General features: G+C 53.1%; 23 protein-coding genes. 11 read left to right on the top strand and 12 right to left on the bottom strand.

What is annotated here, in order from left to right; all coding sequences use genetic code 11:
* The first annotated feature begins 53 nt into the window (after positions 1–53).
* Together ABE504_RS23485 and ABE504_RS23480 are read left to right on the top strand one after the other, a co-directional pair.
* A complete protein-coding gene (locus ABE504_RS23485) occupies positions 54–1,346 on the top strand; it encodes a CapA family protein (RefSeq protein WP_430093370.1) in 1,293 nt (430 codons plus the stop codon).
* A gap of 20 nt (positions 1,347–1,366) precedes the next feature.
* Positions 1,367–1,993 (top strand): fumarylacetoacetate hydrolase family protein, encoded by a 627-nt coding sequence (locus ABE504_RS23480; protein WP_430093369.1) that lies wholly within the window; start codon positions 1,367–1,369, stop codon positions 1,991–1,993.
* A 291-nt stretch (positions 1,994–2,284) separates the two neighbouring features.
* Here ABE504_RS23480 and ABE504_RS23475 read toward each other — a convergent pair whose 3' ends face one another.
* Positions 2,285–2,431, bottom strand: a complete 147-nt coding sequence (locus ABE504_RS23475; RefSeq protein WP_430093367.1) for a hypothetical protein — start codon at positions 2,429–2,431, stop codon at positions 2,285–2,287.
* Positions 2,432–2,505: 74 nt separating this feature from the next.
* Positions 2,506–3,669, bottom strand: coding sequence for an HD domain-containing phosphohydrolase (locus tag ABE504_RS23470; RefSeq protein WP_430093365.1), 1,164 nt, complete (start codon positions 3,667–3,669; stop codon positions 2,506–2,508).
* A 179-nt stretch (positions 3,670–3,848) separates the two neighbouring features.
* On the opposite strand from ABE504_RS23470, the gene ABE504_RS23465 reads away from it, so the two are divergent.
* On the top strand, positions 3,849–4,658 hold the full coding sequence (locus ABE504_RS23465; RefSeq protein ID WP_430093362.1) for a DUF92 domain-containing protein: 810 nt from the start codon (positions 3,849–3,851) through the stop codon (positions 4,656–4,658).
* Positions 4,659–4,662: 4 nt separating this feature from the next.
* Here the strand turns inward: ABE504_RS23465 and ABE504_RS23460 are convergent, their stop codons facing one another.
* The 5 genes from ABE504_RS23460 to ABE504_RS23440 form a co-directional block, all read right to left on the bottom strand.
* Entirely contained in the window at positions 4,663–4,980 is a 318-nt protein-coding gene (locus tag ABE504_RS23460; protein WP_430093359.1) for a LapA family protein, read from the bottom strand.
* Between the two features lie 64 nt (positions 4,981–5,044).
* Positions 5,045–6,835, bottom strand: coding sequence for an oligoendopeptidase F (gene pepF / locus ABE504_RS23455; RefSeq protein WP_430093356.1), 1,791 nt, complete (start codon positions 6,833–6,835; stop codon positions 5,045–5,047).
* Between the two features lie 268 nt (positions 6,836–7,103).
* Positions 7,104–7,286: a hypothetical protein gene (locus tag ABE504_RS23450; protein ID WP_430093353.1), complete on the bottom strand. Its 183-nt coding sequence runs from the start codon at positions 7,284–7,286 to the stop codon at positions 7,104–7,106.
* Between the two features lie 85 nt (positions 7,287–7,371).
* Positions 7,372–8,208: a TerC family protein gene (locus tag ABE504_RS23445; protein ID WP_430093350.1), complete on the bottom strand. Its 837-nt coding sequence runs from the start codon at positions 8,206–8,208 to the stop codon at positions 7,372–7,374.
* A gap of 302 nt (positions 8,209–8,510) precedes the next feature.
* Positions 8,511–8,756, bottom strand: a complete 246-nt coding sequence (locus tag ABE504_RS23440) for a hypothetical protein (RefSeq protein WP_126141434.1) — start codon at positions 8,754–8,756, stop codon at positions 8,511–8,513.
* 223 nt (positions 8,757–8,979) lie between these two features.
* On the opposite strand from ABE504_RS23440, the gene ABE504_RS23435 reads away from it, so the two are divergent.
* Positions 8,980–9,696, top strand: coding sequence for a methyltransferase domain-containing protein (locus tag ABE504_RS23435; RefSeq protein WP_430093348.1), 717 nt, complete (start codon positions 8,980–8,982; stop codon positions 9,694–9,696).
* A 127-nt stretch (positions 9,697–9,823) separates the two neighbouring features.
* A complete protein-coding gene (locus ABE504_RS23430) occupies positions 9,824–10,021 on the top strand; it encodes a cold shock domain-containing protein (RefSeq protein WP_126141432.1) in 198 nt (65 codons plus the stop codon).
* A gap of 162 nt (positions 10,022–10,183) precedes the next feature.
* Here ABE504_RS23430 and ABE504_RS23425 read toward each other — a convergent pair whose 3' ends face one another.
* Positions 10,184–10,801, bottom strand: coding sequence for a TetR/AcrR family transcriptional regulator (locus tag ABE504_RS23425; protein WP_430093345.1), 618 nt, complete (start codon positions 10,799–10,801; stop codon positions 10,184–10,186).
* Positions 10,802–10,911: 110 nt separating this feature from the next.
* Here ABE504_RS23425 and ABE504_RS23420 point away from each other — a divergent pair, with 110 nt between their 5' ends.
* Positions 10,912–13,131, top strand: a complete 2,220-nt coding sequence (locus ABE504_RS23420; protein WP_430093343.1) for an MMPL family transporter — start codon at positions 10,912–10,914, stop codon at positions 13,129–13,131.
* Between the two features lie 57 nt (positions 13,132–13,188).
* On the opposite strand, the gene ABE504_RS23415 is transcribed toward ABE504_RS23420, so the two are convergent.
* From ABE504_RS23415 to ABE504_RS23405, 3 genes are all read right to left on the bottom strand, one after another.
* The gene (locus ABE504_RS23415; RefSeq protein ID WP_430093341.1) at positions 13,189–13,836 is read right to left on the bottom strand and encodes a nitroreductase family protein; all 648 of its coding nucleotides are present in this window, start codon (positions 13,834–13,836) and stop codon (positions 13,189–13,191) included.
* A gap of 157 nt (positions 13,837–13,993) precedes the next feature.
* Positions 13,994–15,175: an MFS transporter gene (locus ABE504_RS23410; protein ID WP_430093339.1), complete on the bottom strand. Its 1,182-nt coding sequence runs from the start codon at positions 15,173–15,175 to the stop codon at positions 13,994–13,996.
* Between the two features lie 29 nt (positions 15,176–15,204).
* On the bottom strand, positions 15,205–16,530 hold the full coding sequence (locus tag ABE504_RS23405; protein WP_430093336.1) for a multi antimicrobial extrusion protein MatE: 1,326 nt from the start codon (positions 16,528–16,530) through the stop codon (positions 15,205–15,207).
* 164 nt (positions 16,531–16,694) lie between these two features.
* Between ABE504_RS23405 and ABE504_RS23400 the strand changes: the two genes are divergently transcribed.
* The 5 genes from ABE504_RS23400 to serS all read left to right on the top strand — a co-directional run bounded on the left by ABE504_RS23400 (position 16,695) and on the right by serS (position 21,361).
* Positions 16,695–17,009: a hypothetical protein gene (locus ABE504_RS23400; protein ID WP_430077109.1), complete on the top strand. Its 315-nt coding sequence runs from the start codon at positions 16,695–16,697 to the stop codon at positions 17,007–17,009.
* Between the two features lie 28 nt (positions 17,010–17,037).
* Positions 17,038–17,679 (top strand): hypothetical protein, encoded by a 642-nt coding sequence (locus ABE504_RS23395; RefSeq protein WP_430093333.1) that lies wholly within the window; start codon positions 17,038–17,040, stop codon positions 17,677–17,679.
* Between the two features lie 34 nt (positions 17,680–17,713).
* Positions 17,714–18,739 carry a tetraprenyl-beta-curcumene synthase family protein gene (locus ABE504_RS23390; RefSeq protein ID WP_430093790.1) on the top strand — a complete coding sequence of 342 codons (1,026 nt, stop codon included), beginning with the start codon at positions 17,714–17,716 and terminating at the stop codon, positions 18,737–18,739.
* 46 nt (positions 18,740–18,785) lie between these two features.
* Positions 18,786–19,754, top strand: coding sequence for a 6-phosphofructokinase (gene pfkA, locus ABE504_RS23385; protein ID WP_430093331.1), 969 nt, complete (start codon positions 18,786–18,788; stop codon positions 19,752–19,754).
* 290 nt (positions 19,755–20,044) lie between these two features.
* Positions 20,045–21,361 carry a serine--tRNA ligase gene (serS, locus tag ABE504_RS23380; RefSeq protein WP_430093328.1) on the top strand — a complete coding sequence of 439 codons (1,317 nt, stop codon included), beginning with the start codon at positions 20,045–20,047 and terminating at the stop codon, positions 21,359–21,361.
* A 339-nt stretch (positions 21,362–21,700) separates the two neighbouring features.
* Here the strand turns inward: serS and ABE504_RS23375 are convergent, their stop codons facing one another.
* Complete coding sequence (locus tag ABE504_RS23375; RefSeq protein WP_430093326.1) at positions 21,701–22,654, bottom strand: D-2-hydroxyacid dehydrogenase; 954 nt, start codon at positions 22,652–22,654, stop codon at positions 21,701–21,703.

Raw genomic sequence — 22,654 nt, 5'->3', positions numbered from 1 at the left:
CAACAAAGTCGAGTTCTGTTATAATTTGTAGGGGGAAAGGGGAAGGTTGTCCATTGGAATCCAGACGAGAACGTCACACTAAACCGAAAAAAAATCGCACAACCGGCAAAAAGCTGCCTTGGCGCACGTTAGGCGGGCTGACTGTTGCCGCCGTGCTTTGTTTTGCCGTTGGTATGGGGGCTTCCTATTTGACTTCGAAAGGGAACTCCGTGGAAGACAGCGAGTCTGCGGCTTCGCCGATTGCGAGTGCTTCTCCTCTGCCGACCGATTCAGGTACGAGCACGCCGGCAGCCAGCAGCCAGCCGAGTACAAGTCCGAGTTCGACTCCGATCGGAACGAATCCGCCTCTGGCGGCAGTATCGCCTTCTGCAACAACGGGCACAGTCTCGAGTGGAAGCGGCGCTGGCGGGCAGGTCAAACTATCCTTCATAGGGGATGTCATGTTCGCCTCCAAAGTCGAAGATATTGTAAAGCAAAAAGGATACGACTATCCTTTTACAAATGTGAAAGAAGATTTGACGAAATCCGATTATACGATTGCCAATCTGGAAACGCCGATTTCGACCCGAGGAACGCCGCAAGATAAAGAATACTCGTATCGGTCTGCACCTGAGGCCTTGACGGCTCTGAAAAACGCGGGCATTGATCTGGTCAATCTGGCGAATAATCATGTTATGGATTACGGCGAGTCAGCATTTTTGGATACGATGGCTTCGCTTGATGAAACTGGGATACGTCGCGTCGGTGCCGGCAAGGATGCTACAGAAGCTTACCAGCCGGTTATCGTGGAGAAGCAGGGTGTTCGGATTGCTTTTCTGGGATTTAGCCGCGTGGTGCCGAACACGTCTTGGAAGGCGGGCAAGAATCATCCCGGCGTCGCCGAAACGTATGATTACCGAGTACCGGTGGACGCGATTCAAAAAGCAAAAGCGAACGCCGATCTCGTCGTCGTCATTGCGCATTGGGGCGTCGAACGGGAGGATTCGCCAGACAAGTACCAGAAGGAACTCGCTCATCGCTACATTGATGCGGGCGCCGATCTCATTGTAGGCGGGCATCCGCACGTGCTGCAAGGCTTTGAGCAGTACAAAGGCAAATGGATCGCATACAGCCTCGGCAATTTTGTTTTTACGACGAATGAAAATCAGAAGACGTGGGATTCGGCCATTTTGGAAGCTTCCTGCACCAAAGCGGGCGGCTGCAATCTGCACGTAGCGCCGATTTTAACGACATACGCACTGCCGACGCCGATGAGCCCGGAGAATGGAGCCAAATTGTTTGCGCGGCTCAGCCAAATTTCGATTGGCGCGAAAGTCGACGGGAGCGGCAATGTCAGCTTGAAATAGCCTAAAGGAGATCAGACAACATGACAGCAACAATTCGCAACATTTACTGTGTAGGGCGCAACTATCGCGCGCATGCGGCAGAACTGGGCAACGACGTGCCGGATCAGCCGATGATTTTCACCAAGCCGACGCACGCCTTGGCGCCGATGAACGGCGAAGCGCTGGCGCTGCCAAGCGGGCAGGGCGAGATTCACTATGAGACGGAGCTTGTTTTACATATCGCGAAGTCATATGAAGCCGGAGCGAGCGTGGATGCGCTGGTGGACAGCTATGCGCTCGGCATCGACTTTACACTGCGCGACGTGCAGAGTGTGATTAAAAAGAAAGGCCAGCCGTGGCTGCCGGCCAAAGGTTTCCTGAACTCCGCGCCGCTTAGCGACTGGCGACCGTTCCCGGGTGCGGCCAAGCTGGCGGAGCGCAACTTCCAGCTTCGCTTGAATGGCACCATTGTGCAGGATGGCAATATCGGCAACATGATTTTTGATTTGCAGACGATCGTGGATTATATCGCGAAGCATTACGGACTGGGGCCAGGCGACATCATCTATACCGGCACGCCGGAAGGGGTAGGGCCTGTGCAGAGCGGCGACCGCCTTGAACTGCTGTTCGGCGAGGAATCGTTCGGCGCATTCACCGTCACGATGTAGGCAAAAGAATCTTCTCCGAGGGGATAGACTTATCCTTTGGAGGGGATTTTTTTGTTATGCGGGGAGGGCAATGCTTATCATCGTGCTAGGATCCGTATGCGGTGCGTTTGGAGGCCGGTGGTACGTGTAACGGTTCTCACAGAGCTTATTTCTGCAAAAGCGGCGCCTTGCAGGATGTAACGGTTGAAGCGAGGCTGTCGATTAACTGTGGACAGCTTTATCCATGAACGGACACACGCAGAATGTATATGATTTTTCGANNACAATTAATCGACAGCCTCAATACAACCGTTAGCGATGGCTGTGGAGCGATCTACGCATCAGCCTGGGCAGCAGTCCAGCTATCCGTTTTCGCATCAGTTTGCGAAACAGCCCGCCCAGCTCATCCCGCGGCCCGCGCATGTTCGCTGCGCCGTCTGCACCACATGCTTGCGCCACTCGTCCACCACTCGTCGCAGCGACGCAAAAAAACCTAGCGATCCCTCGCTAGGTTTACATTTAAGTGCTCCGCATCACACGTCCGCATACTCTTCTCTTGCGCGAAGAATCGCCGGCAGCTGCTCGAAAAAGACGTCCACAACCGTGGGATCGAAATGCTGGCCGCGCTCCTCTTGGAATAGCTGGAGAATGCGGTCAAGCTCCCACGCTTTCTTGTACACCCGCTCGCTGCCAAGCGCATCGAACACGTCTGCAATCGCCGTAATGCGGCCATAGATATGGATGTCCTCGCCGCTGATGCCTCGCGGATAACCGCGGCCGTTCCATTTCTCATGATGCTCATAAGCAACGAGTGCGGCCGTTTTCAAAATACGCCTAGAGGAGTTCTTAAGCAGATTGTAGCCGATTACAGTATGATTCTGCATCAGCTTGAATTCCTCGTCCGTCAGTTTGCCTGGCTTGTTCAGCACGGCATCGGGAATGGCCACTTTGCCGATGTCATGCATCGGCGACGCCATTTTGAGCAGATCGGCTTCCTCCTGCCCAAGGCCAAGTCCCAGCGCGATCAGGTAGGAGTACTCCGCTACCCGCTTAACGTGGTTGCCGGTTTCTTTGGACCGGCTCTCGCCGATTTCACCCATGCGGAAAATAATTTCCTTCTGCGTTTCTTCAATCTCATTCGTGAGCAGAGCGGATTCCAGCGATTTTCCGGCGTAAGACGCGGCAAGCGTCAAGTACTCCATATCTTTCGCCGAAAATTGTCCGCTCGCCGTCAATTTATTAATCGCCTGATAGGCGCCCATAATTTCGCCTTCGCTATTTTTGAACGGGATCACCATCAAGGCCTGGGTTCGGTAGCCGGTTTGCTGATCCGTGCGCAGCGCGCCATGTTCCAAAAACGATTTATATTCTTCATTCGTATAGGCATCGTCAATAAAAACGGCCCGATCATTCATCACCGAATAGCCCACAAGCCCTGCGGAGCTTGGAATCCGGATTTCGTCCAGTCCGTGAGCGACTTTGGACCACAGCTCATCCTTGTGCTTATCGAGCAGCCAGACTGTACAGCGATCGGATACGATCATCGCACGCCCCATGTCCGCCATGAGCATCAGCACGTTCTCCAACGTTCGTTCGTTGGCGATTTTGGCTGCATATTCAAAAATAATGCGCAGCATTTCCTCTGGTTCCAGATCCCTCTTGGGAGTGGAATGTGCTTGGGATTGATCTAGCTCCATGGCAGCCTCCTATCGTTCATCCCCTTTATGATACCACAGAATGGGGAAATTTGGCGTGAGAAATTGGCGAAATGAGTCGAAATGCCTATGTTTTTCGCGGGCTAAAAGAACGATGGCAGTCTATGCTACAATAGGGACAGTGAGAATAGTCAGTTTTTAAAAAAAGGAGGGGAGCGCAGTTGGAGTGGCTGATCGGGCTTGCGGGCAGCAGCTGTATTGCCGCCGCCGCTTATTGGAAAAAATCGCTCTCCCTTTCGGGCGCGCTCGCGGCTGTCGTTCTCGGCACCGCCATGTGTGGGCTGGTCAGCGCTGCATGGTTCTGTACGCTGATCGCCTTCTTCGTTTCCTCCAGTTTACTCTCGAAGCTAAAGGCGAAGCGCAAAGAGGAAGCGGAGCAAGGTTACGCCAAAGGCAGCAGGCGGGACTGGGGGCAGGTGGCGGCGAACGGAGGGCTTGGCCTGCTCGTCTGCATAGCGAACGCCGCATGGCCTAGCGAACGATGGTGGTTTCTGTTCCTCGGCGTGATGGCGACGGTGAACAGCGATACTTGGGCGACGGAAATCGGAGGCATGAGCAAGGGGGAGCCGAGGTTTATTCTGACCGGCAAGCGAGTAGCGCCAGGAACTTCCGGCGGGGTTAGCAGGCTTGGCTTGACAGCATCCTTGCTGGGCGGAGCGTTCATCGGTGGGATCGGAGGCGTTCTTGGAAGATGGGGAGATGTGGAGCATTTTACGCACGGTTGGATCTTCTATGTTCTTCTTGGGGCTGTTGCCGGGTTGCTTGGCTCGCTCACCGATTCTGTGCTGGGGGCAACGGTCCAAGTCATGTATCGTTGCGAGCGCTGCGGGAAAACGGTGGAAAAGTCGGTGCATTGCGGACACAAGGCCCGCCAGATCCGCGGTCTGCGGTTCATGACCAACGATGCGGTGAACGCCCTTTCATCGCTGGTCGGAGGGCTTATCTGTCTAGGCCTTAGCTTCTTGTTCTAAAAGGCTACGAGCCTGTTTCCGTTTGAACGGTTTCTGTCTGCGAGACAGCAGGCTCCGTTTCCGCGGGGACGGGCTTTTGCGCTTCCAGCAGCTGCTTCTCGAGCAGCTTGACTTTCCGCTGCAGCTTGTACCCGCGCACGATGCCGAACATGCCCACCATCAAGCCGCCAAGCAGGGTGGAGGTCAGAATGACAAGAATGAGCGGCGTCGACGTCTCCGCAAACAGAAAATTCACTTTCACGGGCTCGACGTTAATGACCGCGAAGACGGCTGTTATGAGTGCAAAGATTAAACCGGCAATGAGCATGCCTTGGATTTTCATCGCAATCACTCCTTTCTTTAGAAAAAAAGGTTGAAAGCATCCGCCCTCAACCTTTCCCCGAACTTTACTTCGTCAGTTCTTCCATTTGATCGAGCAGTGAGCTGAATACGCTCATCGCTTGCTTGATCGGCTCCGGCGTAGACATGTCCACGCCTGCCTTCTTCAAGATATTAAGCGAGTAGTCGCTGCCTCCGCTTTTGAGGAAGCCCAGATAACGCTCGACCGCCGGCGCGCCTTCATCGAGAATTTGCTTCGCGAAGCTTGTAGCCGCTGAGAAGCCGGTCGCATATTTATACACGTAGAAGCTGTTATAGAAGTGAGGAATGCGAGCCCACTCCATCTCAATGTCCTGATCAACAACCATGTCGTTGCCATGGTACAGTTTGTTCAAGCCGTAATAGATGTCGCTGAAATCCTGCGGCGTCAAGGACTCGCCTTGCTCCGTTTTCTCGTGCGTAATCATTTCGAACTCGGCAAACATCGTTTGACGGAACACCGTCGTACGGAACTGGTCCGCATAGTAGGTGAGCAGGTACAGCTTTTCCTTCGGATCCGTCACGCGTTTGAGCAAGTAATCCATCAGTAGCGCTTCGTTCAGCGTAGAAGCCACTTCCGCCAGGAAAATCGTGTACTGCGCATAGCGGTACTCCTGATTCTCGTCGGAGAGATACGAATGAATCGCATGGCCCATCTCGTGTGTGAGCGTGAACATGCTGTTCAGATTGTCCTTGTGGTTCAGAAGGACGTACGGATGCGTGCCGTAAGCGCCCCAGCTGTACGCGCCGTTGCGTTTGTTTTTATTTTCATACACGTCGATCCAGTGGTTGTCAAAGCCTTCTTTGAGAATCTTCAAGTAGTTCTCGCCAAGCGGCGCCAAGCTCTTGATGACTTCTTCCTTCGCCTGCGCGTAGGTGATGTCCATTTTGAACTCTTCCACTAACGGAGCGAACAGGTCATACATGTGCAGCTCATCAACCTTCAGCAGCTTTTTACGGAGTTTCAGATAGCGCTGAAGCTGCGGAAGAGCGTCGTGAATCGTGCCGATCAGGTTCGTGTACACTTCTTTTTTGATGTTATCGCCAAAGAGCGTGGATTCGAGCACAGATGGATAATGACGGGCCTTGGCATAGAAAATGTTTTTATTGATGTTCGCGGCAAGCGTTGCACCGATCGTGTTGCGATTGTTGCGATACGTTTGGTACACCGCGTGAAAAGCGTTCTTGCGCACTTCCGGGTTGCGGTTTTCGAGGAACTGAATGTAGCTGCCGTGTGTCAGCTCGACTTCCTCGCCTTTTTCGTTTTTGATTTTCGGAAACTTCAAATCCGCATTGTTCAGCATGCCGAAAATTGTGCTCGGCGCACCGGCCATGTTGCCGGCTTGCGCAAGCAGCGCTTCCTGATCTTTCGAAAGGGTATGCGGCTTCTGACGAATCATTTCTTCCAGCGTATTTTTGTAAAAGGCAAGGGAAGGGTCATTCACCAACTGCTGCAGCTTTTCTTCTGAGAGGCTCAAAATTTCCGGAGAAACGAACGAAAGCGCTTCGCCGACTTCGACCGAAATTTTCTTCGCTTTATCCGACAGCGCTTGATAGGTAGGCTCGGCTGTATCTTCATGATGTTTCATGTTGGAATACACATAAAGTCTCTCTGTCTTAAGAGAAATTTGATCTTCGAGCTGGAAAATTTGCTTCACAGCGGCAGCATCCGTCAGCTTGCCCTGGAAGGCGCTGATCTTGCCTAACGAATCTTTGACGCTTTGAAATTCCTGATCCCAAGCCTTTTGGTCGGCGTATAAATCCTCCAGTTTCCATTTGTGCTCGGCTGGTACTTGTTTGCGTTCCAATAGTTGAGTCATCGGAGCCCTCCTGTTCGTCGATTGAGATGGGGGTAAGCTGCTATCCTTTGCGTGTAAATCCGCAGTGGGAACCGAACTGAAAAGCAGGCTCACGGCGGCAGTTACATAGAGTAATCGCAATACGGTCACGCTCCCGGCATATGCCCATGGGGGAGCTGGGACGGAAGCCCTGCGCTCCCATAACTCCCCTAACATGGTTTTCACCCTAGTATGACCGTTCTGCTTTTCAATTATGAATATTATATGAAAAAGCTGGAAGGAAGTCTATTCACGTTCCCAATCGGAAGAAGCTGAACAGAATCAGGAAGAAGGACACGGATACCATAACAATGGCGAGCAGAGCCAGATAGCGCTTCATCTGCGGAGGCAGCGTATCCTTTTTCATAATCAGAATGATCGCGAGACAAAAAGAAACGATCACAAACGTAAGAATCGAGCCGGAATCGGCCATGTCAATCATCCTTCTACACTAGATTATGACGCCCGTCTAGGGGCGCATGCTACTCTTTTTCGCTGTAGAAAGGTGAAAACCCTTTTTATCCTGCATGCTGCATGGTACTGTTCGGAGCGTCGTCGCCGTCTTCTTTGACGAGCACGTAGTTGCCGCGCGCGTCCATTTTGACGGTGTAGCGGTCTTCCTCCGCAATTTGCGCTTCCTCACTAAGTTCTTTCGGGAGCGTCAATTCCCCGCTGTTGCCTACTTTCACTTGGTAGCCGATCATTTTCGACCAGTTGCCTGCGGCCAGGACAAGCACGATCAGAAGTCCGATGAACGTCCATTTTGCGATGGCATTGCCTTCGAACAACGCGTGTGTCAGATTGTCGCCCGTAATCATTTTACCTGCAGTAAGAACAAGGACGCCTGCGCCAATATAGATGATCCAAGGATATTTCTCGATCCAAGAAATGAATAAGGTGCTGCCCCACACGACAATCGGTACACTGACCAGCAAGCCTAAGATGACGAGAAGGAAGTTGCCGTGCGCCGCACCGGCTACCGCGATGACGTTGTCCATACCCATAACCGCATCCGCGATGATAATGGTTCGAATTGCGGCCCATATATTGTCTTTTGCGCTGACGGTATCGTGATTTTTCTTGTCGGTGAGCAGTTTATACGAAATCCAGAGGAGCAGGATGCCTCCCGCGAGGAGCAAACCTGGGATTTTTAAGAGCCCGACGACGAGAATGGTCGCTGCCGCCCGAATGACGATCGCGCCGACAGTACCCCAGAGAATGACTTTCTTTTGCGATTCCTTTTTCAAGTTGCGCGCAGCCATTCCGATCACAATCGCGTTATCGCCTGCGAGAACCAGATCGATCAGAATAATGCTGAGCAGAGAGAAGAGAAAACCGGTGGACAAGATATCCATGTGAAACACGCTCCTTACGAAAGTTTTGATAAAAAAATGAGCCTACCCGCGAACTGCACGGTGAAGGCTCATTTCCATCAAAAAAGACCTTCACCAATTTTCTTGAAATTGGCAAAGGTCTTGCTAACAACGGTATCGTTGCCAATAAAGCCGGGACCTGATGAGGATCCGAATTGACGACTTTATTGTACCAGCTACTCCCCTTTGGAGTGGTGCTATGAAATTATGAATTCATTATAAGCATGGATCGGAAATAAAGTCAATACATGTTCGCTTTTGTAACATAACTTTTTTTATCGGAATTAGAGCGCCTTTAAGTTGTCCAGGATCGCTTGACGTTCTTCTTCAGTGCCATCGAATTTGTCTGGGGCAAATCGTTCGTTCGCCCAATGCATCATGGCCGGTCGGCCGATGAAGGTATGGCATTCTTCGCCCCATTGGTCGGAAATTTCGGTCAGCACAATTTTGGAGCCTTGCACTTCGACGTTGAGCATGTTCCATTTATCTTTTTTATAGATCGTATGTTTCTTGAAAGGTTGATTCGCCATCGGTATTCCTCGTTTCTATAAGTGGGATCGCTTCTTGACATCGTACCATAAACGGGACCGTTTTTCCAAACGGCCGGCGAGAAAAAAAGGGGTTGCGGCCCGCACCTGCGCATGTTAAAATCCTCCTAATCCTTTCCAAGTTGCTTTGAAGCGAAGCAAGGGGTGGGAAGTGCAAGACGAGATGAGCAGAGAACCGTAGAGCTGAGATGAGGAGAGATGAGCAATGGAAATGAAACGTATTTATGAGCAGGCAGGCGTCGCCATGACGTCAAGATCGTATGCGGAATATGAGAAAATGTTCATGCTGCAGACAGAGAATTTGATCGGCAAGCGTGTGCTTGATGTCGCTGGAGGCGCATCGTCATTCACGGCGGATGCCCGGCAAGCAGGCATCTTCGCGGAGGCGGCGGACCCGCTTTATGCGATGTCGGCAGATGAGATTGAGGCACACGGCCGAGCGGAGATCGAAGTCGTCGCGGCCAAAATGGAAAAACTGACAGACGTCTACGACTGGACGTATTACGGCTCCGTTCAGCTCCATAAAGCCGGAAGGATTGCGGCGCTTGAGCGGTTTTTAGCGGATTATGAAAGCAGCGATCAGGCCGAGCGGTATTATGCCGCGGCGCTTCCTGAACTGCCTTTTGAACATAGCAGTTTTGATTTGGTGCTGTGCAGTCACTTTTTATTTTTGTACGAGGCACAGTTTGACTTCGAATTTCATCTTGCGGCTGTGAAGGAGCTGCTCAGGGTGTGCAAGCCTGGGGGCGAAGTGCGGATTTATCCGCTGCTCAGCTTCCGAACAGAGGAGTATTCCCGCCTGGCGGATCTACTTGAGGCGCTTGCGATGAATGGCTTTTTTGCTCAAAAAGGGGAAGCAAACTTACCGTTTTTACCAAATTCTCATCAATTTTTGAGCATATCGAAACCGCGGCTTGGCTAGTGGAAAACGTTGGTACATCAACAATTTTCAGCTTTTTCTCAGCGGGATTTTCGTTGATTTATCTCCTTGGTAATGGTATAATTTCCTTATTCGTCATAGATGGCGATATTTTTAGGAGGTTGTTCACTTGAAAGGTACAGTTAAATGGTTCAACGCAGAAAAAGGTTACGGTTTCATTTCTGTTGATGGCGGCGACGATGTATTCGTTCACTTCTCCGCAATCCAAGGCGAAGGATTCAAAACATTAGAAGAAGGCCAATCCGTTGAGTTCGATATCACTCAAGGTAACCGTGGTCCTCAAGCAGCTAACGTCATTAAATTATAAGATTTAAGGGGCTCCCTACTTATAAATAGTGTCATAGCACAAGCAAATAAGGCAGTTTCCGGTTCGTCCGGGACTGTCTTTTTTGTTTCTGAATTGTAAAATAAAGCCTCTCCGCCTTTCCATTGGAAAGAACGAAGAGGCTTCTGTGCGGGAGGGAAGGCGCTAGGCGGGAAACAAGCCGCGCCATAAAATATCGACAATCTGCACGGCGGCTTCGCTTTCGTGCGGGAACATTTTGGCGCCGTCCGCGTCGCGGGCGTGCCCCATCATCAGCAGTGACGTGTAAGCACGCGCGATAATGCGGCTGTTCACGGGGCCAATCTCGCCGGATGCGGCGGATTTGGCAAATTCGGCTTCCAGCGCGTCGAGAATGCCCTGTTCGGCTTTGCGCATCGTCTGCATCTGCTCCTCGGACAGCGTCGCTTCCATCTTGCGCATGAAGGAATGAAGATCGAAGTCGATCGCCTTAAGATGGGCTTCCGCAATGTCAATCAAGCGCTCACGCAGTGGGGCGGGCTTGCTCAATCGCTGTAAGGTGGCACGCCGTACGTTGTCCATCAATAGGATCATCGAAGCGGTCAGCAGATCTGACTTGGAGGGAAAATAATAGTAAACGGACGCTTTGGTGACTTGGCACTCTTTGGCGATATCGTCCATGGACACGGTCTCGAAGCCGCGAGAAAGAAAGAGCGGGATGGCGGTTTGCAAAACTTTTTGACGCAGCGGAATGTCGCCTTCGGAGACGCGAGGTCTGCCGAGCGGTTTGGATTTTGGGCTCATGATGGTCACTCCTGAAAAAGACATGCGTAGTCTATTGATTAATTAACTATCCAGTATATATAATTAAACGTATGATGAATAAATTGACGTTATAGGAGAGATTGAGCGCGATGCACGAGACACCGCTGTTTAGCAAAGTCGGCTCCCTGTTCGCAGGGCGCCGCAGCAAATGGATTACCCTCGCCGTGTGGATTATTCTTACTGGCATTTTATCCGTCTTTCTGCCCAACGTCAATTCGCAGGAAAACAATGCAGCCCGTCAGCTGCCGGAGGATAGCTGGTCGCTGCAAGCGACGGAGCTCATGCATGAGCATTTTCCGAGCAATGAGGGCGTGCCGGCGCTCGTTGTGTGGTATCGGGCTGGCGGCCTGACCGATCCGGATTTGGCGGGGATTCAGAAGGTCGCCGCGCAGCTTACCGAGAAGCCGCTTGAGGCGCAGCAAGGGGTGCCGCCGCTGCATCAGATGCCGGCCCCGGCGCTGAAAAGCATGCTCTCGCAGGATGGCAAGCTGTTCGTGCTGCCGGTGTCGTTCCAGGCAGGCACCGAAACGGAGGTGCTGCAAGAGGGCCTCAAGAAGGTGCAGGAAATTGCAGCCGCCCAGCTGGGAGCGGACCCGTTCGCTGCCCCAGTCACGGATAGCGGCCTCCTTGCGCGCATCACCGGCCCAGTCGGCATTCAGACGGATGCGACGGCGCTTTTTAAGAACGCGGACTTCGCACTGATGATGGCGACGGTTCTGCTCGTGCTGATCCTGCTCATCCTCATTTATCGCTCGCCGATTCTGGCGATTATCCCGCTGATCGGCGTCGGCTTTGCGTACGGCATCATTTCTCCGATACTTGGCTTCCTTGCCAAGCTAGGCTGGATTACTGTCGATGCGCAGTCGATCTCCATCATGACGGTGCTGCTGTTCGGCGCAGGGACGGATTACTGCTTGTTCTTTGTCGCACGCTACCGGCAGGCGCTCTTGCAGGAGCGGAATCCCTACAGCGCGCTGCGAGCGTCGTTCGCGGGATCAACCGGCGCCATCGGCATGAGCGGACTTACAGTCATCGTTTCGCTGCTGGGCTTGCTTTTTGCCCATTACGGTTCGAATCACCGCTTCGCGATTCCGTTCAGTGTGGCCATTCTCATTATGGCGATTGCCTCCTTGACGCTCGTTCCGGCGCTGCTCGCCATCATCGGCCGGGTCTCGTTCTTCCCGTTCATTCCGCTGACGCCGGACATGCGGGCGGAGAAGGAGAGGAAGAAGGGCAAGCGAATTCGGGAGCAAAAGGCGGTCGGACGCTTCAGCGCCGCACTCGGTCGCATCGTGACCGAGAAGCCGAAAAGCGTTCTCATCGTCAGCCTGCTTGTTTTGCTCGCGCTTGCCTCTTTTGCGCCGCAGATCAAGTTTACGTATAACATTCTGGAGTCGTTCCCATCCACGATGCCGTCGCGAGAAGGCTTCCAGCTTCTGGGCGATCACGTATCGCCAGGCTCCCTCGCTCCGATGAAGGTCATCGTGGACACGGAAGGCAAGTCCGTCGATGTTCAGGGCGCTTTGGCCGCGCTGCCTTACGCCGCTTCGGTCAGCGGTCCTGTGGACAGCAAGAAGGGCGCCAACTACAAGTCGTATGAGCTGATTTTTAACCAGGATCCGTATGATCTCGAGATCATCGATCGGGTTCCCGAGATTCGCGCCGCCGTGGAGCAGAAGCTTGCCGCAGCGGGAATCGCCGCGCCGAAGCTGTGGGTAGGCGGAGAGACCGCCGCGCAGTATGATACGAAAACCGTCGTGGAGCGCGACACGCGCATCGTCATTCCGATTGTCATAGCGGTGATAGCACTGCTGCTGCTTATTTACTTGCGATCTATTGTTGCGATGATTTATCTGATCGCGACGGTCATTCTGTCCTATTTCTCCGCGTTAGGTGCGGGGTGGCTCATTCTTCACCAGTTCATGGATACATCGGCTATTCAGGGCCTTATTCCGCTGTACGCCTTCGTTTTTCTGGTCGCGCTTGGCGAAGACTACAACATCTTCATGATCTCGAGCATCTGGCAGGAGCGCGGCCGCTTGGGCCTGAAAGAGGCGGTTCGACTCGGTGTCAGCTCGACAAGCTCGGTGATCACATCTGCGGGACTCATCCTCGCCGGAACGTTTGCTGTGCTGGCTTCGCTGCCAATTCAGGTGCTTGTGCAGTTCGGCGTCATCTGCGCCATCGGCGTACTGCTGGACACGTTCATCGTCAGACCGTTCCTCGTGCCGTCGATTACAATTCTGTTGGGCAGGGCGGCGTTCTGGCCGGGGAAAGCGGAAACACCCGTACCGCAAACAAACCGCTAGTAAAAAAAGAGTTGCACACAACAGTACGTAAGTACCTTGCGCGCAACTCTTGTTCATTTAGTCAATAATCTCCAAAATATCGTCGATTTCTTTCCGCGCCAGCTTGCCTGGACGCTCTTTCGGATGCCCAAGGGCAATCACCATATTGATCTGGAATTCCGCTGGAATGTCCAGATACTCACGGATTTGATCTTGCGCAAGCAGCACAGGGCCTGTCATTGGGCAAGTCGCGAGGCCTCTAGCATGCGCGGCAAGCATCAAATTCTGAGAGGCGAGGCACGAGCTCTTGATGCCTTCTTCCGCCCAGACGTGATCGTCCACCAATTGAATCGGATCGAAGATCCGCTCGCGGAATTTGGACTCGTACGGCGTTGCCAAGCAAATGATTAGCACTGGTGCATCGGAGAAAGCCGTTGCGTAAGGGCCGAACGATTTGACCAGGAGGCGCGCTTCGCGAGAAAGTCCTTTTTCCTCCGCTGCGGCGGCGCGCAGGTGAAGCTGGTCCCAGGTCAACTGTTCAATATGTTTAATTTTCGCTGTATTTCGGATCGCGATAAACTTCCAAGTCTGGGAATTCGTGTCGCTTGGCGCAAACCGGGCGCAGTCGATGATCTCGCGAATATCGTCCACGGACACTTCCTGCTCGGTAAAATTCCGCACACTGCGGCGCTCCAGCACGACTGTTTTAAAATCTTCATACGTCATGAATCGTGTACCTGCCTTTGCTGCTCTATTAGTCAATCTATTATTAGTAAGTCCTAAGACTATATCCTATTATAGGGGCTTTCGAAAACGAGCACAACTGCCTTTCCCGTAGAATACCCACCGGCTGCCAAACGATGCGCCGCTAAGACGCTCCCGATCAGCGCGATGTTCCGGCGAGCTTCTCGTCGATCTGGAACACATGAGTCGCCACAAAGCCAAGCGTAGATACGATAGACAACACAGCTGCAAAGGTATAGAGTGTCGCCCCGCCGGCAAGATCGAAAATCCAACCGCCGAGCATCCCGCTGATGAGTCCTGCGACGCTGGACCAGGCAACCGCGAAAATCGCCTGGCCCGACGAGCGGTACTCGTCCGGTATAATTTGGCTCAAATAGCGGTTCGCGGTGAAAAGAAAGATGCCGAACGTCAGGCTGTGCAGCAGTTGAACGCCTAGAATCCAGTTGGGATTGTGGATGTGGCCCATGAATAAAAATCGAACCGTATAGATCACGCCGGCAAAAATGAGCAGCGGAATCTCCTTGAAGCGATGCCCATGCTTGCTCAGGAAAAAGAAGATCGGAATTTCGCTCAAGGCCGATGCCATCCAGGCGTAGCCGATCAGCGAATCCGAGGCGCCAAGCTGGCGCATGTAGAGCGCCAGAAAGCCGTCGTTGCAGCGATGGGAGACCGACATAATGACGATCAGGCCGAGGAACCAAAGGAACCGTTTGTTGCGAATGATGTTTACCATGCCGCTGAACGCCACCTTCTTGCCACCCTCGCGCACGTCTTTCACCAGCAGCACAATGATGAGCGAGCAGGAGATCGTGATGAAACAGAGTACCGGTGTCAGTCCCGTGCCGTACACGCGGAGCAGAACGCCGAACACGCCGGCGGAGAAGGCGAAGCCGATGGAGCCCCAGGCGCGGAAGGACGCGTAGCTTTTACCGTTGGCTCGAATGTTCAGCATCACCTGGCTGTCATTCAAGGAATTGACGGGCTGCTGAAAGAAGAAGAACGCCGCCAAACATACATAAAGCAGCGCAAACCAGCCTGCCGTAAATACAAGCACAGCTGTGACGAGCTGACCGATCAGCAGGATGACCATAATCTTTTTCACCGTCTGGAAACGGTCGCTCAGAATGCCCCACAGCAGGTTCGTGGCAATGCCGATCAGCGGGCCGATGGCGTAGAGCAGGCCGATCTGAATCTTGGAGTAGCCTTTGTAGTCGAAATATAAAGGGAAGAACGTCACGACGATCCCCATGGTCATAAAAAAGGAAAAGGTAAACATGCGAAGCAGCAGATCGTTCGTCTGGCTATGTTTGTGTGCAGTCATGATTTCACTCACTCGTTTTCAAGGTGTAGTTAAGCGGACAGACCGGGCTGTCGCGGCCCTGTCGTTCTACGCAGGACGACGGTGACGACGGCCAATTCGGCGAGCATGCCGATCGATTGGGCGAAGGCGCCGATCATCCCGTTCCAGCCGGGAATGGTTGCAATCGCAACGAATAACGCGCAAAGCGTAACGGTAGCATTTGCAGATTGGGAAAAAACCATGATCTTCGTTTCGCTGCGCAGCATGACGATGCCGTTCATATAATCAAGCCAAGGGAAGACCAGCGTCATGATCATAAAAATCCGCAAAGCCTCCAGACTCGCTCTCCGCAGCTCGGGATTTACGCCCATGATGTGCGTCATGAACCAGGGACCAGCGGGCGTATAGGCCAGAATCGCGATCAGGGTTCCGGGAATCAGACTGAGCATCGTAATAAACCTTCTGACCTTCCGGGCATCTTTGCGGTAAAAGTTCAATACAATTTGATGAATATAGGAAAAGAAGCTCATCACTAGCTGTGTTAACGATCCAGCGATCGCAAAGGACGAGATGGCGAGGTGGGCATTCGCCGTTTTTCCTAAAATCGCATTGATCGAAGGGCCGATAATGACGGCAATGATCGAAGAATATAGCAACGGTTTATAAAAGCTGAAAATCTGCTTCTTCGTTTCAATTGCATGGTTCGGCGCTTTCTCCGGAATGACCTTGCGCAGGAGGCTGGTGCCCTCCCAAATGGCGATCGCCGCCTCGATGATCATGCCGAACATAAAAATAACGGCTCCGACTCGGCCGCTTGTGACCTGATCCGTCGTGATGAAGTAGAGCGACAGCAGATACATGGCGATGATGCGTACGCCCATGCCGATCGTCAGCCATTTGGTCCGCATATTGAAAATAATGATGCCGTGAAACAAACAGCGGAGCCCGGAAAAAATGCTGACATACATCAAGATGCGGTAGACGCTTAAGGTTGACGCTAGCAGCTCGCGCTCGACGCCGAAGAAATACAGAAACACCCATTCGCCCGCAGGCGTGTAGCATAGGGTAAGGCCGAGCAGAATGATGCAGGCGAAGACATAGGCACTGACGGCGCCCATGGCCCGGAAAGAGACGCGGTCTCTCACCAGCGCGGAGCAGGCTTGCCGCAGCAGTACGACGGGTTTTTCTGTCAGACCCAGCAGACTGAGCGGAATGGCGTAGGTGGCGATGACAATTTCGGAGTTGTCCGCTCTCGCCAAGGTACTGTTAATGATGACGTGCGAAAGCGTCACAAGGGTTGCCGACAGACCGAGGGGGAGGAAAAAAGAGATGAGCTGTCTCCAGGAGAGTGGAACATTTGCGGGCTTAGCGGTCATCCAAATCGCACTCCTTCACGTTTACAAAACATTTACTAAGTATATCAGAAAATGAAATGCGGTTGACATACAATTTTAACTGGAAACCTAAGTGGCGAAGTGATACATTTAAAAGAAGAACTTTTTTCTGTGCAGTTTTGTTTTACTTGCAAGGAGGCTTGGGAATGAACAATTACTTTCAGTACGATGACAGACTTGGCATTGATCTTCCCGCGCTGGAGATGGAGTGGGAGCAGTATGCTCCGGCTGTTCGTATTGATATTCTGTTGCATTGGGAACAAATTCGCGGACGCATTCCTGACCGTATTCAGAAGCTGGAAGCGATTATTATTGACAAACAAAATAAGCTGGACGTGGAAGACGATTTCCTGACGTCCTGTGCGTTAAATTCCGAAATTGCCGAACTCGCCTCGATGATCAACGATCTTCATTTGTGGTTCCGAATCAATCAGGATTTGGAAGCGAAAACCCACCATTAATGATTGCCTATGAAGGGAGTCCTGCTGCATGCAGAGCAACAAGGATGGGAATAATTGGATTGACACGATCTTGAAGCCGCTGTTGGAGCACGTGCCTGCGTTGTATCCGATCGAGGAATGGGATATAACAATGGATGCGCGCATCGAGGCGTTGAACCCGGAACAGTTGGCGCAGGGAAAGCCGGACGGTTTGCTGTTTGGCAAGGCGCTGATCGCAGGTCTTTTTCTGATGAACGAGAGCTTGGACAAATCGCATACGATCGCCCAGGATATTACGAATGCGACAGGCAGCTACTGGCATGCGCTGATGCATCGCATGGAAGGCGACTACAGCAACGCGAAATATTGGTTTAACGATGTCGGCCATCATCCTATTTTTTCTAGCTTGAGCCAGTGTGTGCGGGAACGTCTATCAGTCAAAGATCTGCAAGAGTTGGAGAACGAAGCGCTGCGTCACAAGCTGGAAGTATTGATTACGGCGCCGGTTTGGAACCCTTGCGTGTTTATCGATGTTGTCGAACTGCAGGTTTCCCTCGTGCAGAACGAGACTGTGGACGCATGGCTGAAACAGATTCAACAATCGGAAATGCAGCTGCTTATGCGTTATTGTTACGAACAAAGTTGTGGAGGAAGCTGGCTTGAAGCAATTGGACAAAAATCATATACGTAGCCAGGCAAAGGTTCCGCGTGGTCCCATTCGGTTAATGATTAGTGTGTATCGGTACATTTTGCCTGAGGTGAGCGAGCAGCTTAAGGGCTGGCAGTCTCGCGCAGACGCGATACCGGACGCCGAGCTTCGTACGCAGGCTTTGGCGAGTATCGCCTCCAAAAAATTCCACTGTCAAGGCGGAGCGGTGTATGCGGCCGCTCATTTGTCGATGCGCCATATATTAATTCCGCTTATCGTTGCCTTCCAGACGATCAGCGATTATTTAGATAATTTATGTGACCGCAGCACGTCACTGGATCCGCAGGATTTTCGGCAATTGCACCAGTCGATGCTGGATGCGGTCGATCCGGCTAAGCCGATTCATGATTACTACGCCTATCGCGAGGAGAAGGAAGATGGCGGTTATTTGACCGACCTCGTGCGCAAATGCCAGATATGCATCGCCCAGATGCCGTCCTATGCTAAAGTGGCGGATCAGGTGCGAGAGTTTGTCGGGCTTTACTGCGACCTGCAGGTGTACAAGCATATCCGCAAAGACTTGCGGGAGATTGAGCTTCAGCAGTGGTGGAATCTGCATCATCATCAGCATCGTCAAATCGGATGGAATGAATTTGCTGCAGCCACGGGCTCGACGCTGGGCATGTTCATGCTGTTCCTTTCGGCATGCGATCCGGACCTGCGGGACGATCAGGTTGAGGCGATTCGCGAAGCGTATTTTCCGTATGTGTGCGGTTTGCACATCTTGCTCGACTATCTGATCGATCAAGAGGAGGATATCGAGGGCGGGGATTTGAATTTCTGCACGTATTACGATTCGCTGGATACGACTGTAGAACGTATCGCTTTTATCGTGGAGGAGGCGCGCAGTAAGATTTTGTTCTTGGAACATCCGAGGTTTCATCGTATGATAATCGAGGGCTTGCTGGCGCTGTATTTATCCGATCCGAAAGTAAATTCCCAACAGCAGGTCAAACAAATTTCCAAGCGTCTAATGAAAAATAGCCCATTAACCCGGTTGTTTTTCTGGATCAATAGCATGTTTATACGTACGACAACTTGAATTTACTCTTGAAGTCGGCGGAGAGAATTTGGAGGAGGAAAACTAGATGTCAGCAGTAAAATCTATCGCAGTACTTACGAGTGGAGGAGATTCGCAGGGGATGAACGCAGCCGTTCGGGCGGTTGTGCGAAGCGCATTGTTCCACGGTCTTGAAGTGTATGCCGTTCAACGCGGCTATCAAGGCTTAATCAACGACGATATTCGCAAAATGGATCTGCGCAGCGTTGGCGATATTATCCAACGTGGCGGCACGGTGCTGCAAACGGCGCGCTGCAAGGAGTTTATGACGCCCGAAGGGCAGCAGCTCGGCGCCGAGAATTTGCGCAAACGCGGCATTGACGGCCTGGTCGTCATCGGCGGCGACGGCTCGTATCAAGGGGCTAACAAGCTTAGTAAATTGGGCATTAAAACGATGGGACTTCCGGGCACGATCGACAATGATATTCCTTTTACCGATTTCACCATCGGTTTTGACACGGCGGTTTCCATCGTCGTGGACGCGATTAACAAGCTGCGCGACACGATGACATCCCACGAGCGTTCCTCGGTTGTGGAAGTTATGGGCCGTCACTGCGGCGAGATCGCGCTGTACGCAGGGCTTGCGTCCGGTGCGGAAACGATTATCGTGCCTGAAGTGCCTTACGATATTCAAGAAGTGGCGAAGCGGATGAAGGATAATTTCAACCACGGCAAACGCCACAGTATTATTCTCGTAGCTGAGGGCGCAGGTACAGGCGAAGGCATCGCGCAGCAAATTACCGAAAACAATGGCATCGAGCCGCGTGTTACAGTACTTGGCCATATTCAGCGCGGCGGCACGCCGACGCACAATGACCGGATTCTGGCAAGCCGCCTTGGCGACTTCGCCGTGCGCAAGCTGATGGAAGGCGACTCCTCCAAGGGATGCGGTGTTATCAAAGGGGAACTCGTAGCGACGGACATCGATTTGGTTGTGAACACAAAACGTACGTTCAACATGGAACTGTACGATTTGGCAAGCCGGTTGTCCCAATAATGGCCTATTGCTTTTCAGTTGAGGCTGCGCTATAATCACTTTCAACTTACAAATCGGCATCAGGTCAATGAAGAGCATCCAACTCGGAGACGTTTATGATCGGAAAGACTGAGCGGTCTTTCTCTAAATAGACCGGCACCGCCCGTTATCGCGGAACCAAGCGGGTGACTGACATTCTGTTAGTCATCAAATTGGGTGGCACCGCGAGCAGAACGCTCCTCGTCCCAATCGGACTGAGGGCGTTCTTTGTCTTTTTCAGACAAATTCGATAACGAGGAGCGGTGAACAGCATGTTGGACATCAAATGGATTCGAGAGCATGTGGAGGAAGTGAAGCAAGCGGCGAGGCATAAAGGCGTGCCTTGCCAGGTGGAGGAGCTGCTGCGCGTGGATGAAGTGCGCCGGGGGCTGCAGCAGCAGGTAGAGCAGCTTCGCAGGGAGCGTAATCGCGGGACGGGGCAAATTGCCGAGCTGCTGAAGGCCAAGCGCGTTGAGGAGGCGGAGGCTCTCAAGGCGAAGGTTCGCGAATGGAATTCAGAATTAGCTGGATATGAATTGGAGCTCGCTGCGGCAGAGGAGCAGCATCGGCAGTTCATGCTTAGCGTGTCGAATCTGGCATCGCCGGATACGCCGATCGGTGCAACAGATGCGGACAACGTGGTTGTGAAGGTCGTGGGAGAGAAGACGGAGTTTGTATTTGAGGCGCGCGACCATCTGGAACTCGGTGAAGCTTTGGACATGATCGATGTGGCGCGCGGAGTGAAGGTCGCGGGCAGCCGGAACTATTACTTGAAGGGCATGGGGCTGCATCTCCACCGGGCGGTGCAGCAGCTTGCGATTGATGTGCTTACAGACCGCGGTTTCACGGTTATGGACGTGCCGCTTTTGGTGCGGGAAGAGACGCTGCTGAATGCGGCTTTCTTCCCGGCCGGCAGGGATCAGACATATGAGCTGGAGGAGAACAAATGGCTCGTCGGCACTTCGGAGGGGCCGCTTGTCTCGTACTACGCCGGCGAGATCGTCGACCTGTCGGCAGGGCCGATCCGGCTCGCGGCGGTGTCGAACTGCTTCCGTAAGGAAGCGGGTTCGGCCGGACGCGACGTACGCGGGTTGTATCGCGTGCACCAGTTCGCCAAGGTCGAGCAGGTGGTCCTGTGCGAGAATACGCCGGAAGCGGCGGAGCACATGCTCCAGGAAATCACCGGCAATGCGGAGCATCTGCTGGAACTGCTGGAGCTGCCGTACCGCATCGTCGCCGTTTGCACCGGCGATATGGGCAGCAAAAACTACAAGCAGTTCGACATCGAGACGTGGATGCCGAGCCGCGGCGCTTACGGCGAGACGCATTCGTCGTCGCTGCTGCTGGATTATCAGGCGCGGCGGTCGCAGCTCCGCTACCGTGACGCTGACGGTGAGCTGCGCTACTGCTGCACGCTCAACAATACCGCGGTCGCCTCGCCGCGGATCCTGATTCCGCTGCTGGAGAATCACCAGCGCGAGGACGGCTCGATCTACATCCCGCAGGCCTTGCGGCCGTACATGCGAGGGCTGGCGGAGATTCCGGCGCCAGCGGCTCAAGCTGCGACTAGAGCTGCTGAGCGCGCGTAAACGTACAAAACCCCGAGTCTCGCGCTCTTCGCGTAGGCTCGGGGTTTTGTACAATTATGGCACTATGCTAACAGATAGATGCCTACTGTCCCAGGCTCTGAACCATCGTTGCCGCGGCTAACGGTTATGACAGAGCTTATATCGTCCCAAATGCGGCGATTCAAATTGTAACGGTCGTGTCAGCGGCTATTTGTTTGGAATGGCACGATTTTACGAGGAAAGATGGCAAATAAGCGCTGTGGCAACCGCTAGATCAAAAATGGAGGCGTATGCAGCCATATAGCCACTGTGGCAACCGTTAGCCTCCTGGTCTTCTCGCGCTCTGGCCGTCCGTCCGACTCAGTAGCCTTCCTTCAAATTCACCACATTCATCATCTCGCCGCCATCCAGCATGGCCGCAAGATTGTGATAAAAAATCTCGGACACGCGCTTCGCATACTGCGCGGAGGCGCCGGCAATGTGCGGCGTGACGATTACATTCGGCATGCTCCAAAGCGGCGATGCTTCCGGCAGTGGCTCGGTCGCGAAGACATCGAGCGCAGCGCCGGCGATCCGGCCTTCCTGCAGCGCGCTGATCAAAGCTTCCTCGTCGAGCACATCGCCGCGCGCGAGATTGATCAAGAAGGCGCTCGGCTTCAGCAGCGCCAGGTGCGTTTTCGTCAAGAAGCCGCGCGTCTTGGCCGTGCTGGGAAGCAGCAGCACGACGATGTCGCTCTCCGTGAGCAGCGTCTGCAGTCCGTCTTCGCCGCTGACCGTCGTGTCAAAGGCAGGGTTCGCCGCGCCGGATCGGTTCAGCCCGATGACCTGCATGTCGAACGCCTTTGCCTTTTTGGCCACCGCTTCGCCAATGGCGCCAGCGCCGATAATGCCAAGCGTCTTGCCGTGCAATTCATCGAACGTAATGAGATGATTCCACACTTTTTCCTGCTGGTTGTCATGCAATTGATTCGCTCTGCGCACCCATTGCAGCATCAGACTGAGGGCGAACTCGCTCATTTGAATCGTATGTACGCCTCTGGCGTTCGTCACGATAATATCGCGTCTGGCCAGTTCCTCGAGCGGCAGCTTGTCGACTCCGGCGGAAATGGTCTGCACCCATTTGACGCGCGATGCCCGGGCCAACAGCTCAGGCTGCATGCGGCCTGCGGTAATGATCACATCGGCTTCTTCAATCGCGGAACCTGCTTCCTTGGAGGACGCAAACCACTTGAAGTGGCAGCGTTCCTTCAGGTTTTGCGGCATATTCTCCGTCATCGTCGTCAAATCCATCGTTGTTAAAGCAACTATGTTCAC

The sequence above is a fragment of the Paenibacillus oryzisoli genome (assembly GCF_050467285.1).
GTDB lineage: Bacteria > Bacillota > Bacilli > Paenibacillales > NBRC-103111 > Paenibacillus_E > Paenibacillus_E oryzisoli_A.
The sequence above is the reverse complement of the archived record's forward strand: the minus strand, read 5'-3'. Positions and strand labels throughout refer to the sequence as shown.

Excerpts from the sequence above, each read along its gene's own strand:
- pepF (WP_430093356.1), bottom strand. The coding sequence starts at position 6,835 with ATGACTCAACTATTGGAACGCAAACAAGTACCAGCCGAGCACAAATGG.
- ABE504_RS23445 (WP_430093350.1), bottom strand. The coding sequence starts at position 8,208 with ATGGATATCTTGTCCACCGGTTTTCTCTTCTCTCTGCTCAGCATTATT.
- ABE504_RS23405 (WP_430093336.1), bottom strand. The coding sequence starts at position 16,530 with ATGACCGCTAAGCCCGCAAATGTTCCACTCTCCTGGAGACAGCTCATC.
- serS (WP_430093328.1), top strand. The coding sequence starts at position 20,045 with ATGTTGGACATCAAATGGATTCGAGAGCATGTGGAGGAAGTGAAGCAA.
- ABE504_RS23425 (WP_430093345.1), bottom strand. The coding sequence starts at position 10,801 with ATGAGCCCAAAATCCAAACCGCTCGGCAGACCTCGCGTCTCCGAAGGC.
- ABE504_RS23395 (WP_430093333.1), top strand. The coding sequence starts at position 17,038 with ATGCAGAGCAACAAGGATGGGAATAATTGGATTGACACGATCTTGAAG.
- ABE504_RS23415 (WP_430093341.1), bottom strand. The coding sequence starts at position 13,836 with ATGACGTATGAAGATTTTAAAACAGTCGTGCTGGAGCGCCGCAGTGTG.
- ABE504_RS23400 (WP_430077109.1), top strand. The coding sequence starts at position 16,695 with ATGAACAATTACTTTCAGTACGATGACAGACTTGGCATTGATCTTCCC.
- ABE504_RS23410 (WP_430093339.1), bottom strand. The coding sequence starts at position 15,175 with ATGACTGCACACAAACATAGCCAGACGAACGATCTGCTGCTTCGCATG.
- pfkA (WP_430093331.1), top strand. The coding sequence starts at position 18,786 with ATGTCAGCAGTAAAATCTATCGCAGTACTTACGAGTGGAGGAGATTCG.
- ABE504_RS23435 (WP_430093348.1), top strand. The coding sequence starts at position 8,980 with ATGGAAATGAAACGTATTTATGAGCAGGCAGGCGTCGCCATGACGTCA.
- ABE504_RS23480 (WP_430093369.1), top strand. The coding sequence starts at position 1,367 with ATGACAGCAACAATTCGCAACATTTACTGTGTAGGGCGCAACTATCGC.
- ABE504_RS23390 (WP_430093790.1), top strand. The coding sequence starts at position 17,714 with ATGATTAGTGTGTATCGGTACATTTTGCCTGAGGTGAGCGAGCAGCTT.
- ABE504_RS23440 (WP_126141434.1), bottom strand. The coding sequence starts at position 8,756 with ATGGCGAATCAACCTTTCAAGAAACATACGATCTATAAAAAAGATAAA.
- ABE504_RS23420 (WP_430093343.1), top strand. The coding sequence starts at position 10,912 with ATGCACGAGACACCGCTGTTTAGCAAAGTCGGCTCCCTGTTCGCAGGG.
- ABE504_RS23460 (WP_430093359.1), bottom strand. The coding sequence starts at position 4,980 with ATGAAAATCCAAGGCATGCTCATTGCCGGTTTAATCTTTGCACTCATA.
- ABE504_RS23450 (WP_430093353.1), bottom strand. The coding sequence starts at position 7,286 with ATGGCCGATTCCGGCTCGATTCTTACGTTTGTGATCGTTTCTTTTTGT.
- ABE504_RS23470 (WP_430093365.1), bottom strand. The coding sequence starts at position 3,669 with ATGGAGCTAGATCAATCCCAAGCACATTCCACTCCCAAGAGGGATCTG.